Origin of the sequence: Kamptonema sp. UHCC 0994, from assembly GCF_029167235.1 — a bacterium.
Classification (GTDB): domain Bacteria; phylum Cyanobacteriota; class Cyanobacteriia; order Cyanobacteriales; family Microcoleaceae; genus Kamptonema.
The window spans coordinates 1-15,229 of sequence record NZ_JARFTR010000082.1 but is presented as its reverse complement, the minus strand read 5'-3'; the positions used below and the strand labels follow the sequence as shown (position 1 = coordinate 15,229).

Below are 15,229 nucleotides of genomic sequence, written 5' to 3'. Positions count from 1 at the left end.
CCAAATAATGGGAGATTATAAGGATAAATTAAATGGCAATTTTACATGGCACTTGGCTACTAGAGCGCGGCGGTTATTTATTTATTTGGGGAGAAACTTGGCGGAGAATTACGGCAAACCAGACCCCTGATACAAACGAATCTCTGCACAATCCATATACAATGGCAGAAGCAGAATTAAATAGTTTTTTAACATCATTGCACGAGTCAAAAAAACTTAATTGGCTCTTACCAGAAATCATCGAAAAGCCACAAGAAAAGACCAAAGCCACCTCAAAGCAAAAAAAAGCCAACCTCAAAACATCCCAGAAAAGTCAAAGCCAAAAAATCACAACCCCAAAATTCTCAACTCGTTGGGAAAATCACGCGATCGCACTACCTACCCAGATATTAGCATCAACAGAAAATCTAATTCCCCTGCATTCCGCAACCACACCTTTAGAAACTACAGAAATAGAATCGCAGTATCTTTACCCCTGGCAAGTAGAGGGATTCTATCTTCACCCCCTAGAAGCTTTTACCTTCTTACAAGCACTCCCCCTCGGTGCAGATGCAGAATCTTTTGTCGGTTCAGACTTACGCTTTTGGTCGCACGTCAGTAGGTGGAGTTTGGATTTACTAGCTAGAGGCAAATTCTTACCAGCATTAGAAAGTTCAAACAGTTCTAAAATAGCAATTTGGCAGCCATTACTGGACAGTGAAATAGATAGGATTCGCCTAGTAAAATTCGCTAAACAAATGCCAACTGCTTGCCGTACTTATCAGAAGGCAGAAGGAGACAGAGGAGACAAACAAGAAGAAATTAACCAATTACCAATTACCAATCACCAATTACCAAAATCAATAGATTTACCGCCTACTCCTGAAGAATTGCTAAAGGGATTTTTGAGTAGAATCATCGATACTCAAGTGCGGATAGTCGGCAATCAAAGTTTAGAAATTGGAGCAAAAAGCGCTGTACGCGAGTGGCTAAAAGCCTTAAACCAAGAGTCAAATACTGTAGAATCAGAACCCGATGACTTAGAACATTTAGAAAATGCGATCGCAGCTTGGAAATCCCCACTTTTAGCCCTCGCAGAACAAAATCAATTTCACACTGGTTTTCACCTAATCCCACCCTCATCAGGTAAAAGAGACTGGACTTTAAATTACTGTCTCCAAGCCGCAGATGACCCAGAATTTATAGTCGATGCAGCAACTATCTGGAACCACCCAGTTGAGCGTTTAAATTATCGAGGAAGGACATTAGAATTTCCTCAAGAAAACCTACTAAGTGGCTTGGGTTTAGCCTCAAAACTTTATCCCTTAATTGAACCCACCTTGCAACAGCAAAGCCCTCAATATTGTCAACTTAATCCACTGCAAGCTTATGAATTTATCAAATCATTTGCATGGCGATTTACTGACACCGGATTAGGCGTAATTTTGCCGCCAAGTTTAGCGAATCGGGAAGGATGGGCAAGTCGTTTAGGATTAAGTATTCAAGCAGAAACGCCAACTACCTCATTAAAAAGTGGTGACAACCGGATCGGCTTACAAAGCCTACTAAATTTCAAGTGGAAATTAACAATAGGTGGACAGCAGATTTCCAAAGCAGAATTTGACAGACTTATCGCCCTCAATTCACCTTTAGTAGAAATAAATGGCGAGTGGGTAGAATTACGAGCTCCTGATGTCAAAGCCGCTCAAACTTTCTTTGCCAGTCGTAAAGAAAGTTTGACACTTTCTTTAGAAGATGCTTTGCGTTTAGCTTCTGGTGACACTCAGACAATAGAAAAACTGCCAGTAGTTAGCTTTGAAGCCACAGGTAAACTTCAGGAATTACTTAATACTCTGAGTAACAATGAATCAGTAAACGCCATCAATCCTAAGAGTTTTCAAGGAGAATTGCGGCCTTATCAAGCGCGGGGAGTTGGTTGGTTATCTTTCTTAGAAAAATGGGGCTTAGGTGCTTGTTTGGCAGACGATATGGGGATGGGGAAAACCGCAGAGCTCATCGCTTTTCTTCTTCACCTGCAAGAGCAAAAATTACTAGAAAGTCCGACATTACTGGTTTGCCCAACATCAGTATTAGGCAACTGGGAACGCGAAGTCAAGAAATTTGGCCCTACCTTAAAAGTTTTACAACATTACGGCAACAAACGGCCTAAAGGTAAAGCCTTTGCCACCGCAATTAAGGGCAAAGATTTGATAATTACCAGTTATCCATTAGTGTACCGAGATGCTAAAGAACTTCAGAGCATTAAATGGCAAGGTGTAGTCTTAGATGAAGCTCAAAATATTAAGAACTCAGAGGCAAAACAATCGCAAGCAGTACGACAGATAGAGGGTTCATTTAAAATTGCGATGACGGGTACACCAGTAGAAAATAGACTGCAAGAATTGTGGTCAATTTTAGAGTTTCTTAATCCTGGTTATTTAGGTCAGCGTAATTTCTTTCAGCGACGATTTGCAATACCGATTGAGAAATATGGAGATAAAGAGTCTTTGCAAACTTTACGCTCCCTCGTTCAACCATTTATTTTACGTCGTCTCAAAACTGACAAAACTATTATCCAAGACTTGCCTGAAAAGCAAGAAATGACAGTGTTTTGTCCTCTCTCAATTGACCAAGCTAACATTTATCAAAAAGTTGTTGAAGAGTCATTAGCAGCTATTGAATCGGCTGACGGTATCCAGCGTCGGGGAATGATTCTTGGCTTGCTAGTTAAGCTCAAACAAATCTGCAACTATCCAATTTTATCGAAGCAAGAAGGGAAGGGTAAAAAAATAGAAATTAAGTCTCAAGAATCAGGCAAATTACAGCGACTTGATGAGATGTTAGAAGAGGTTATGTTAGCAGGGGATCGCGCCTTAATCTTTACCCAATTTGCCGAATGGGGACATCTACTCAAAGCGCATTTAGAAAAACAATTTAGTCGAGAAATCTTATTCCTTTATGGCGGTACTCGCCAACAACAACGAGAAGAAATGATCGACCGTTTCCAGCATGACCCTCAAGGGCCACCGATTATGATTTTATCCCTAAAAGCTGGCGGTACTGGTCTTAACTTAACGCGAGCTACCCACGTTTTCCACTATGATAGATGGTGGAATCCCGCAGTAGAAAATCAGGCAACAGACCGCGTTTTTCGCATTGGTCAAACCCGCAACGTGCAAGTACATAAATTTGTTTGCACAGGTACATTAGAAGAGAAAATTCATGATATGATAGAAAGTAAAAAAGCTCTAGCTGAGCAAGTAGTTGGCGGTGGCGAAAATTGGCTGACAGAACTCGATACAGACCAATTACGTAATTTACTAATACTAGACCGCAATGCTATTATTGAGGAAGAAGGAGAGTAATATAGCAAGCCTAAATCATTCATACAGATTTGTAGGGGTAGTGCCCCCGTGCCTACCCCGCATTGAGGCAGCCACAGGGGGATTGCCCCTACATTAATTATACTTTAAATTCAAAAACTAAAACCTAAAATACCTATGAGTGACAAACAATGGTGGACTGAACAATGGCTTGACTTGATAAATTCCTATCATTTTAAAAAGCGTTTAGAGCGAGGCTGGAGATATGCAAGAGAGGGGAACGTCCTTAGCATTGAGTTTCAAGATCAAAAGGTAATTGCCAAAGTCAGGGGTACAGAACCAGAACCCTATCAAATTTCTCTCTGGCTAGATACTTTCAGCGATGAAGATTGGGGTTATGTGACTGAAAATATGTCGCAAAGGGCAGTTTTTTCTGCTAAACTTTTAGCAGGAGAAATGCCTCAAAATATTGAAGATGTATTTGCCGTTGCTGGTAAGAGACTATTTCCCTTCAACTTGTCCGATATTCATTCGCAGTGTAGTTGTCCCGATAAAGCTAATCCTTGTAAACACATTAGTGCAGTTTACTACTTATTGGGAGAACGCTTTAGTGAAGACCCATTTGTACTATTTCAACTCCGAGGACGAACCAAAGAACAAATTTTGACAAAGTTGCGACAATTACGAGGAAAAGGAGAGGAAAGCATTGCTAAAGTTAACTCAGAGGAAAATTCCACAATTCCCAATTCCCAAGTCCCAATTCCCAATTCCCAATTCCCAAAAGTTTACCAATTTTGGGAATATAATCAACAGCTAGAATCATCCCTAGTAGTAATAGTACCGCCGCCAACCAGCGAAACAGTTTTAGATATTTTAGGGCCACTAACTCTGGTGAATGATGGAGACAAAACTAACAAATTAGCTTCTTCAATGGATGCAGCTATGGAGTATTTACGTAAAATTTACCAGGATGTTAGCCAGCAAGCCGTGTTAACAGCATTGAACCGAGGCGAAGCAGATTAATCGCACTTATTGCCAGTTTTTTATAACTTCAATTAATTGGTGGGGATGTTCAATCAAAAAATCAGGTTTGTGTTCTGCCAAAGCTGCTTTTACATTGAATCCCCAACTCACAGCAATTATCTTGATTTTAGCTTTTTTAGCTGCCTCTATATCTCTCGTTTCATCTCCTACATAAACAACTTTTTCATGGTTCACAGCAGCTTGCTTTAACCAATTATTAATAACTTTATCTTTGCCAAATAGTGTCGTTCCTGTATAAATAAAATCAAATATTTCTTGCAAGTCGTTTCTCTCCATCAATGCCAAGACATTTTCTTTAGAGTTAGAAGTAATGATACCCAGTTGATTGCCTTGATTTTTTAATTCTACTAGAACTTCTTTTATCCCCGGAAATAATCTAACTTCTTGAATTTCATTTCTCAACTCTTTTCTTACTCTTCTCACCAGAAATGGCACTTTAAAAATAGAAATTCCTGAATTCTTAATAATTTCCCAAGAGTTTAAGTTTCTAATTTTAGCTAGTTCATCTTTTGTGGCAGACTTGTAACCAAATTCCCCAGCTAAGCGATTAGTAATGCTCACAATGGCATTGAGCGTGTCAGCTAGAGTGCCGTCAAAGTCAAAAATAATTACTTTAGTCATTGTTAGTAGTTAGTAGTTAGCAATTAGCAATTAGCAATTAGCAATTAGCAATTAGCAATTAGCAATTAGCAATTAGCAATTAGCGAATTTCTAATCAGTTGATTAACTCTTATACCTTTCCAGATTAGCCCTAGCATTTCGCCGCAACATCTCTGGTTTAATTCGCCGCAAAGCCGAAGCAGTAAACCTTCGATTCCACTCATCATCTGATATTTCCGCTAATTCTGTGAGAGTCGGCGCTATATTTTCAGGATAAGGCTGAAACTCCACCATATCAGTTTCCTTAGCAAAACGTTGATTCCAAGGACAAACATCTTGACAAATATCACAACCTGCAACCCAATTCTGTAAATGAGATACAATATCATCTGGCAACTTCTCATCTCGATTCTCAATCGTATGATAAGCAATACACCGATTAGCATCCACAACAAAAGGCTGAGTAATTGCCCCAGTAGGGCAAGCATCAATACAGCGAGTACAAGTGCCACAATGTTCAGCGTGAGGAGTATCAGGTATTAACTCCAAATTCGTTAATACCTCACCCAAAAATATCCAAGAACCATACTCTCGCGAAATCACATTCCCATTCTTAGCAATCCACCCAATACCCGCACGTTGGGCCCAAACTTTATCCTGAATTGGCCCTGTATCTACATAATACCGTGCTTCAATTCCCTCACCTTGCGATCGCAACCAGTTTGCTAGTAACTTCAGCTTTTTGTGCATCACCTTGTGATAATCTCGCCCCCAACCATAACGAGAAATCTTGGCATACTCTGACCCTTCGGGATGCTGGTGAGGGGTGTAGTAATTGAGGGCGACACATATTACTGAATGTGCCTCTGGCATTACCAGACGAATATCCTGACGCTTCGGGTTAGCCATCCATGCCATATCTGCTTGATATCCAGCCTCCAACCACGCCTGCAATCTTTCTGCCTCTGGGTAAGGGGCATCATCTACCTGCGCTATCCCCATGTGGAATCCCAATTCTAGAGCTTTCTGCTCGATCTGAATGCTGGTAATTGGCGATTTCATTGGATGCCTCTCAAGGTTTCAGGAATCCCTCCTAGTTTATAGACTTTCGTTTTTTCTGGGATGATCTGTTGATATTTTAGCGCTTATATGATAGAGACGATTTTCGGAATGATACAAATAACGCAAACTTATGATTCTAATTTCAAAACTACTAAATTTACAAACTATGTTGACAAATATTTACAAATCGTTACATGATTTAACAAAGGAGAAGAGATTCACGAAGCCCACATACGGGATTCGCAACTTAACAACAAAATCTCTGTTTACATATGCCGTTTACTATTGAGACCGCTCAGGGTATTTTCTCTAACACTCAGGTTGCGAGTGCTGTCCCAGACACGATCGCAAAGTTTGCCCAGCTCAGCGCTGAAGATCAACTGGCATTACTATGGTTTGCCTACACCGAAATGGGAATCACCATTACTCCTGCTGCCCCAGGAGCCGCCAGCATGGTCATCGCCGATGGTTTGCTAGCCCAAATCAAACAGATGCCTCCTTTAGCTCAAACGCAGGTCATGTGCGATTTGGCTAACCGTATTGACACTCCTCTTAACCGTTCCTATGCTTCCTTCAGCATGAACATTAAACTGGGGTTCTGGTATCAGTTAGGAGAATGGATGGCCCAGGGACTTGTAGCTCCGATCCCACCTGGTTATAAGCTTTCTCCCAATGCCTCAGCAGTGCTGCAAACAATCCGGCAACTCGATGGTGGTCAGCAAATCACTGTGCTGCGTAATGCTGTAGTCAACATGGGTTTCGATCCGAATGCTCCTGGGAGTTATGCCAAAGTTGCAGATCCCGTTGTTCCCCCAACTGAGATCGCGCAGCGGACTCAAGTTACGATCGAGGGCGTTACAAACCCGACAGTGCTCGGCTACATTAACAACATGAACGCCTTTGACTTTGAGGCTGCTGTTGGTCTATTTGCTCCCAAGGGTGCTCTGCAACCACCGTTCCAGAAGCCAATCGTCGGTCAAGAGGCAATTTTGGCCTATATGCGCGAAGAATGTGTTGGCTTGAAAATGATGCCAGAGCGGGGCGTATCTGAGGTTGTAGATGGCTACACGCAGATTAAAGTGACAGGAAAAGTCCAAACTCCTTGGTTTGGCGCAAGTGTTGGTATGAACATTGCTTGGCGGTTTTTAGTAGATCCTCAAGGCAAGATTTTCTTTGTGGCGATCGACTTGTTAGCCTCTCCTCAAGAGTTACTTAACTTAATGGCTAAGTAAAGCAAAAGGCTAAGGACTTTCTCTAATTACGGAGTTTAAGTCTCTACTGTTCGCATATTTTGAGTAACCTGGTTTCTTTTATGAAACCAGGTTTTTTATCAGGACTTTTGTTTACAAATCCTGCAAGAATTGCTATATAGCAACTGCCAAGACGGTTAGGGACTCGCTTATGGCTGAAACAATTGATTCTATTGCTCTCTTCCCCTAGCCCCTAGCCCCTAGTCTCTAGCCCCTAGCTATACCTAGAGAGGGTGGTAGTGAATATGTAAATCCTGTACAACTCAAATAGCCAAATTCATAGATAACTTTCATGACTCAAACAAATTTGATAGCTAATACTGCTGTAGCTAGCGCGATCGATCCAGTGGTGCATCGTTATTTTGAAACCTTGAACTGTGGCGACTTTGAGGCTACTGCTAATCTCTTTGCTGTGGATGGTGTTCTCAATGCTCCCTTTGAAGATCCGATTGTGGGGCGAGGCGCGATCGCGCTATACTTGGAAACGGAAGCTAAAGGGATGCAACTTGAACCGCAACAGGCTATTATCAAAACTTTAGAAGATGCGAATATTGAAATTCAGGTAAGCGGTAAGGTAAAAACTCGCCTATTTGGAGTTAAAGTCGGTTGGCTGTTTATACTAAATTCAGAAAGAGAAATTGTTGCTGTTACTATTAAACTTTTGGCTTCAACCCAAGAATTGCTAAATCTGCGAGTTTCAACTAAATTTTAGAGTGGTCTACGGTAATTTGTAGATGAATATATACGCAAGAAAAAAAGTGATTAAGAATAACAATCGCAATAAACTATGGCTTTTCCAAGCAGCGTGCATTGCAGGAATAATTCTTTTACTTTCCTGCATTTTTATGTCTTGTCCAGCATTAGCACAAGTTAGCTCCAAATTTGACTTAGCGCCAGTAATTTTAGATGGAAGACAAATTTTTCAAGTTAGCAGTTCAGGACAGTTTACAGCCAAAGAACGGGCTAATTTAATTAATTCCCAATTGCGAGATGCTGTTTCATCTCCTGAATCTGTGCAGGTAAAGGTAGAGGAACGCAATCAATTACCAACGATATTATTAGTTTCTGTCTCGAATAAAGATTTAAAAGCAAATTCTTCTCCTCCAGATACATCTGCTCGATATTTGTTGACAGTAACACAATTAGATGCACCAGCCGGTAGCAGTCCACAGGAACAGGCGGGAACTTGGGCGGCGCAAATTCAGCAAGCAGTGAATGAATCTCAACAACAACGTAGCAGTAAGTATATCCGAGATGCGGTGGTTAATGCGATTGCGGTTTTGATGGGCGCAATCGCATTTCATATTGCTTTAGGTTGGTTTTGGCCGCGTACCATAGGCCGGGGGTTACGAATGTTCTTTCCAGAACCCAATCCATCCGATCCAAATCCGCCCCGCAGTTTCGATTTATTGCTCAATCTCACCCTTGCTAGTACGAGATTAGGTTTGTGGGTAGCTACGCTGCTTTATATTGCTAATCTATTTCCGGTGACACGGGGATGGAGTTACCAAATCGCTAACATCCTGATTGCTAGCTTCATTTCCAAGATTTTTACTGTCGGCGAAAAGGCTTACTCTGTTACTGATTTATTGATTCTGGGCGGGTTTCTGTGGGGATTGATAGTTGTTGCCCAGACAGCTACTACTGTGTTGCGATCGCGCATTTTGGAAGTAGCTGGAATCAATCGCGGGGCGCAGGAAGCGATCGCGATTATTACCAAATATAGTTTAATTGCAGTTGGTACCATTGTTTTATTACAAATTTGGGGACTAGATTTAAGTTCTTTAACTATTTTAGCTAGTGTTCTCGGTGTCGGGATTGGGTTTGGTTTGCAAGATATTGCCAAAAATTTTGGTAGCGGACTTGTCATCATTTTAGAGCGTCCAATTCAAATCGGCGATTTTGTAGAAGTTGGGGAATATAAAGGCATCGTAGAGCGCATTGGCGGTCGTAGTACAGTGATTAGAACACTGGATCGAGTTTCAATTATTGTACCTAATTCCCGTTTTTTAGAAACAGAGTTAATTAACTGGAACCATGACAATCCTCTTTCAGGAGTACGCCTACAAATTGGAGTAGCTTATAATTCTGATGTTAATACAGTACAATCCGCTTTATTGGAGGCTGGAACTGGTCATCCTGATGTGCTTTTAGTTCCACCACCGCAAGTTTTATTTAAGGGATTTGGTGACAGTGCCTTAAATTTTGAATTGCGAGTTTGGACGGCACAACCGAGTAAGCAATTCAAAATTCAAAGCGATTTATATTACCGAATAGAAGCCAATTTGCGGCAGCATAAGATTGAGATTCCCTTTCCGCAGCGGGATTTGAATATTCGCACGGGTAATTTGCAAGTTGAAATATCATCACAGTTGGAAGCTATGCTGTTACAGTTGTTGAAAAATCAGGCAAATGGGCAGGAAATTGAGTTAGATGTGGCCGAGAATGGAAGTGAGAACACGCAGATTTCGCAGGATATTCAAGACTAGCCTAATCTACTTCCCTACGGAGAGTAAGATTTGCTTAAAAATCCCGGTAAATTTTGCTGCATTTGATGACGAATAGAAGTGCCATCGCTAGCAATTAAAATTCGGTCGCCTTGGTGATAAACTATCATTTCAGCGCCAAAAGTCCGCTCTAAATTAGCCGGAGTAAAAATATCAATAGGTTGACCTTGACAGATTAAGCCGTGATTAAAACACACTACCCAAGGTAAATGTGTGGCTACAGAATTAAGATCGTGAGTAGAGAGAAAAATAGTCAAACCTTCCTGATTTAAATCTGCTAAAAGATGCAATAATTCATGCTGAACTTGCAAATCAGAACTGCTAGTAGGCTCATCTAAAAAGACTATTTCTGGTTCTCCAACTAATGCCCTAGCAAGAAAAACTCGCTGCTGTTGTCCACCTGACAATTCGCCAATAGGTCGATCGGCAACGTATTCAATCCCGACGCGGGCCAGAAATGAACGGGCCACTGCGCGATCGCGTTTCGACGGAAGCGGCCAAAATTTCTGCTGTCTATAACGCCCCATCATTACGACTTCTTGGGCGGTAACTGGAAAAGTCCAATCCACCGTTTCCACTTGCGGTACATAGCCTACTTTTAGCGGTGCAACTTCTGATTTTAATCGTTTTCCCCGAAACCAAATCTCTCCAGCCCAAGGGCGAATCAACCCTAAAATTGCCTTAATCAGCGTACTTTTACCACTTCCCGATGGCCCCACTAATCCTGATAGCTGACGGGGGTAAAGAGCCAAATTTAGCCCTGTAAACACTGGCATTTTTTGATAACCGCAAGTTAAGTTTCTGAGTTCTAGTATTGGTTCCATTAAATTATTAGATTTAAAATTTTGCTAATTGCTAATTGCTAATTGCTAATGGCTAATTGCTAATGGCTAATTGCTAATTGCTAATTGCTAACAACCAACAACCAACAACTAACAACTAACAGTTAACAGTTAACAGTTAACAGTTAACAGTTAACAGTTAACAGTTAATAATTACTTTGCTGCTGTCGGCCCCACTACATTAGCAGTATTGACATTTTTAACTAAGTTGGGATTACCACCTAAATTAGTAGCAAGTATCTCTAAATTCTTAACCATCATACCAATATAGGTATGTTGAGGATTCGTATTTTCCATTGCATTAGCCGAACCCTCACCAGGTAATTCATCATCAGCAGTATTGGCTGTTTTTATATTTGTTTCACGGGCAATTTGCTCTTCTACTTTGCTGGGATAAACTTCCGATCCAAAAATGGCGGGAACCCCTGTTTCGCGAACCTGATCGACTAGCTTCGCGACATCTTGGGCAGAAGGTTCTTTAAAATCGGAAGGTTGAATCGCACCAATCACTTCAAAACCGTACTCTCTAGCCCAATAAGCCCAAGAATCATGGTAAGTAAGCAGCTTGCGATTCTTTTCAGGAATACTGGCAACTATGGCGCGGGTTGCTTTGTCTAATTCATCCAGTTGTTGCAGGTAATTTTTTAAATTAGTAGCGTAGTAATCTTTACCTGCGGGATCTAGTTGTGTTAACTCTTTGGTGGCTAGTTTGGCGTAGGCTTCAGCATATTTAGGATTTACCCACAAATGAGGGTTTGGATCTCCTTTTTCTTTGGGAAAGCTGAAGTCAAATAACCATTGATTTTGGCTAATAGTGTTATTACCTAATTCATAAATTTTGGTGTCTTTAGGCTTAGAAGCGTTGGCTAATTTTTCTGTAGGAACTTCTAAACGCAAACCGTTAGAAATAATTAAATTTGCCTTAGATAGTAATTCGCTATCTGAAGGGCGTGGCTCGAAAGTGTGAGAGTCAGCGCCCTCTGGAACAATACCCTTAATTTCCACGCGATCGCCTGCAATGTTGCTGACTATATTAGTGATAGGAGCTACTGTGGTTACGACTAAAAATTTAGTTGTCGCCTGAGAGTTGTTGGGGGAGGTAGAAGTGCTGGTAACTACAGGAGTTGGAACTACTGTTTGATTCTCAGTTCCCCTACAGGCAACCGTCATAATGCTCAGTACCAATAGGACTACTGAAATTTTAAGCATTGGCTGTGAATATGATAGTGCAGGCTTAATAAGCTAAACCTTTTCTCTAGAAAAACGCAATGCCCTATGGGGGCATTTAGTAGATTTATAGTATTTGTAACGCCGCCATCCTGGCGGTATCCTTACCGCCCAGAGGGCGGCGTTACGTAATTTAAAATTGGCTATATAAAAAACAAAAATGAAGGCATTTAATCCTTCATTTTGACTTTTTAATCTTTAAATTTTTAATGCCTCAAACCATCTCAGAGGACATTTGCACCTGCGGTTGCGGCTGAAACTGGAAGAGCGAATAAACCACATTACGGCGGATATCCGTCATCATATCCAAAAACAGCTCATAACCTTCAGTCTTATATTCAATCAGAGGGTCTTTCTGTCCATAACCACGCAACCCGACAGACTCTCGCAAACCGTCCATTTGTTGCAAATGTTCGCGCCACAAAGTATCAATTTGCTGCAAAATAAAGAAGCGTTCCGCATCCCGCATCAAACCAGGTCTGATTTGATTAACTTGAGCTTCTTTAATGTCATAAGCATTTCTCACTTGTTCGTGCAAGAAAGTTTTGATTTCATCCACCGATAAATCTTCCAATTGAACGGGAAGCATATCTTCTAGTAGATAAACAAACTCCTTGACCTTTATTACCAGCTTTTCTAGTTCCCATTCTTCAGAAGGTAAATCAGGATTAATATATGCTCCCACGATGTCATCCATCGTTTGTTCTGCATACTTAATCACCTGTTCTTTAATTTCCAAACCTTCCAAAACCCGGCGGCGTTCGGCATAAATCGCGCGGCGTTGATTGTTCATCACCTCGTCGTATTCAAACACCTGCTTGCGGATATCGTAGTAGTAAGTTTCTACCTTTTTCTGAGCACCTTCGAGGGAACGAGTTAGCATTCCCGATTCGATGGGCATATCTTCCTCTACGCCGAAAGCCTGCATTAAACTCGCTACGCGATCGCCTCCAAAAATTCGCAGCAAGTTATCTTCTAAACTAAGGAAGAATCTCGTTGAACCGGGGTCGCCTTGCCTACCCGCACGTCCTCGCAACTGGTTATCAATCCGTCGCGACTCGTGGCGTTCCGTCGCTATTACGTGCAAACCGCCAAGCTTGACAACTTCATCGTGTTCGGTATCGGTGAAGGCCTCGTACTCGTGGAGGATTTGATTGTAAACGTCGCGAAGCTTCTGGATTACAGGTTCTTGCGTCGGCGCTTTTTCTGCGGCTACGGCCACCTTATCCTCAGCCAGCAATTCTGGGAGACTGCGTTCTCCATATTCCTTAACCGCAAATTCTACGGCCGCCTTCAAGTTTTGCAGAGTTTCCTTAGATAACTCCGTCGGGAACAACTGCGGTGAAGCCTTCCAACTCTTTACCTTCTGAGTTGGGGCAAAACCTTGAGGTTTGCTACGGCCGCCGACTCCGGGAACCTGTACTGGCGAAAAGTTGCTGTCGTCCTCTGGAAGTACAATCCGAGGCATAAAATATTCCCGTAACTTCAGCCGGGCCATGTATTCAGCATTCCCACCCAGAATAATATCCGTACCGCGCCCAGCCATATTCGTGGCGATCGTGACAGCATTTTTACGGCCTGCTTGGGCAATAATTTCAGATTCCCGTTCCACATTTTCCGGCTTAGCATTGAGCAAATTATGAGGAATTTTGCGTTCTTGCAACAGCCGAGACAGTAATTCCGATTTTTCTACACTCGTAGTACCAACCAATACGGGGCGACCAACTTCGTGCATCTCGGCACATTCAGCCGCGATCGCACTCCATTTACCCGCCTCCGTCTTGTAAACTACATCCGAGAGGTCATGCCGACCAGTCGGGCGATTAGTCGGACATACCGTCACTTCCAGGTTGTAAATCTTCTCAAACTCCGCCTCTTCCGTCTTCGCCGTCCCCGTCATCCCCGACAATTTCGGGTAAAGCAGGAAGAAATTTTGATAAGTAATAGTAGCAAGCGTCTGAGTTTCCGGCTGAATTTCCACCCGTTCCTTCGCCTCGATCGCCTGATGCAAACCATCACTCCAGCGACGACCCGGCATCACCCGCCCCGTAAACTCATCAACAATTACCACCTCATCATCGCGGACGATGTAATTAACATCCTTAATAAATAACTCTTTCGCCTTCAGCGCATTAAAAATGTAGTGAGCCCAAGGGTCAGCGGGGTCGTACAAATCCTTAACCCCCAAAATTTCCTCAGCCTTCCCAAACCCTTCGTCAGTCATCAGCACATTTCGCGCTTTTTCGTCAACTTCATAATGCTCTTCTTGTTCCTTTTTCATGGCCGCCGCCACATCCGCCGCCCGCAGATACTTCTCGCTGGGGCGTTCCACCTGACCCGAAATAATCAGCGGCGTGCGGGCCTCATCAATCAACACCGAGTCAACTTCATCAATGACGCAGAAGTTGAAAGGGCGCTGCACTACATCTTCCATCGCCGTCGCCATATTATCGCGCAAGTAGTCAAAACCTACTTCGCTGTTAGTGGCATAAGTAACATCACAGGCGTAATTTTTCTGGCGTTCCGCCGGTTCCATTCCCTGCTGAATCAGCCCCACAGTTAAGCCTAAAAAGCGGTGAATCTGCCCCATCCATTCTGCATCCCGCCGCGCTAGATAGTCATTAACGGTAATGATGTGTACTCCTTTACCGCTGAGCGCGTTCAGATAAGCTGGGAGAGTAGATACCAGAGTTTTGCCCTCACCAGTTTTCATCTCAGCAATTTGGCCCTTGTGGAGAATGATACCGCCGAGGAGTTGGACATCAAAGTGGCGCATACCCAAAACCCGCTGACCCGCTTCCCGCACTACTGCAAAGGCTTCTGGCAAGATTTCATCTAGTAACTCTTTTTCCTCATTGAGCGATTTAACTTTCTCTAGACGCTGTTTGAACTCCCCGGTTTTAGCCCTAAGTTCATCGTCAGAGAGTGGTTTGATGTCTTCCTCTAAGACACCGATATCAGCAACCCAAGGCTGAAATTTCTTAAGTTTGCGTGCATTGGGATCGCCCAGCAGATGTTTAAGCATGGCAGGAGAGGCAGAGGTGCGATTACGGTACTTTCTTTACTATATTAACGGTCTGTGACAATAGGGTATAGGGCACAGCGGAGAGTTGAGTGAATCAAGTTTGTAGGAGTGAAGCATTTGGGCAGAAAGTAGGTCGGGTACAGATCGTAAATTATCGCACTCTTTGCTTCACTCCTATGGAGGGAGAGATTTTTGATAATTCTAAATTCTAAGACCTAGCGCCCCAGCCTCCGAACCATCTCCCCTGGTTCCCTCCTATGAGCAGAGATGTTTCATTCTAAAATTCTTCAACTTTTACAACCATTATACAGTAAGGTATTCAGCAGATAATACCTGCTTTTTAGACCAAGATTTATTCGTAACGCCGCCA

Annotated in this window: 10 protein-coding genes; 5 read left to right on the top strand and 5 right to left on the bottom strand. The window is 42.5% G+C overall.

The features are described from left to right. Window positions 1–32 precede the first annotated feature (32 nt). Window positions 33–3,344 carry a DEAD/DEAH box helicase gene (locus tag PY364_RS08430; RefSeq protein ID WP_275521795.1) on the top strand — a complete coding sequence of 1,104 codons (3,312 nt, stop codon included), beginning with the start codon at window positions 33–35 and terminating at the stop codon, window positions 3,342–3,344. 135 nt (window positions 3,345–3,479) lie between these two features. After that, on the top strand, window positions 3,480–4,325 hold the full coding sequence (locus PY364_RS08425; RefSeq protein WP_275521794.1) for an SWIM zinc finger family protein: 846 nt from the start codon (window positions 3,480–3,482) through the stop codon (window positions 4,323–4,325). 6 nt (window positions 4,326–4,331) lie between these two features. Here PY364_RS08425 and PY364_RS08420 read toward each other — a convergent pair whose 3' ends face one another. Together PY364_RS08420 and queG are read right to left on the bottom strand one after the other, a co-directional pair. Next, window positions 4,332–4,967, bottom strand: a complete 636-nt coding sequence (locus tag PY364_RS08420; protein WP_275521793.1) for an HAD-IA family hydrolase — start codon at window positions 4,965–4,967, stop codon at window positions 4,332–4,334. A gap of 102 nt (window positions 4,968–5,069) precedes the next feature. Beyond that, window positions 5,070–6,008: a tRNA epoxyqueuosine(34) reductase QueG gene (gene queG / locus PY364_RS08415; protein ID WP_275521792.1), complete on the bottom strand. Its 939-nt coding sequence runs from the start codon at window positions 6,006–6,008 to the stop codon at window positions 5,070–5,072. Window positions 6,009–6,280: 272 nt separating this feature from the next. Here queG and PY364_RS08410 point away from each other — a divergent pair, with 272 nt between their 5' ends. The 3 genes from PY364_RS08410 to PY364_RS08400 all read left to right on the top strand — a co-directional run bounded on the left by PY364_RS08410 (window position 6,281) and on the right by PY364_RS08400 (window position 9,747). Further along, complete coding sequence (locus PY364_RS08410; protein WP_275521791.1) at window positions 6,281–7,240, top strand: orange carotenoid protein N-terminal domain-containing protein; 960 nt, start codon at window positions 6,281–6,283, stop codon at window positions 7,238–7,240. Window positions 7,241–7,550: 310 nt separating this feature from the next. After that, window positions 7,551–7,970: a ketosteroid isomerase family protein gene (locus PY364_RS08405; RefSeq protein WP_275521790.1), complete on the top strand. Its 420-nt coding sequence runs from the start codon at window positions 7,551–7,553 to the stop codon at window positions 7,968–7,970. Window positions 7,971–8,016: 46 nt separating this feature from the next. Beyond that, entirely contained in the window at window positions 8,017–9,747 is a 1,731-nt protein-coding gene (locus tag PY364_RS08400; protein WP_275521789.1) for a mechanosensitive ion channel domain-containing protein, read from the top strand. Window positions 9,748–9,761: 14 nt separating this feature from the next. Here the strand turns inward: PY364_RS08400 and PY364_RS08395 are convergent, their stop codons facing one another. The 3 genes from PY364_RS08395 to secA form a co-directional block, all read right to left on the bottom strand. Then, window positions 9,762–10,589, bottom strand: a complete 828-nt coding sequence (locus tag PY364_RS08395; RefSeq protein ID WP_275521788.1) for a metal ABC transporter ATP-binding protein — start codon at window positions 10,587–10,589, stop codon at window positions 9,762–9,764. A 171-nt stretch (window positions 10,590–10,760) separates the two neighbouring features. Then, the gene (locus PY364_RS08390) at window positions 10,761–11,816 is read right to left on the bottom strand and encodes a metal ABC transporter substrate-binding protein (protein WP_275521787.1); all 1,056 of its coding nucleotides are present in this window, start codon (window positions 11,814–11,816) and stop codon (window positions 10,761–10,763) included. Between the two features lie 232 nt (window positions 11,817–12,048). Continuing rightward, on the bottom strand, window positions 12,049–14,859 hold the full coding sequence (gene secA / locus PY364_RS08385; protein WP_275521786.1) for a preprotein translocase subunit SecA: 2,811 nt from the start codon (window positions 14,857–14,859) through the stop codon (window positions 12,049–12,051). Between the last annotated feature and the right edge of the window lie 370 nt (window positions 14,860–15,229).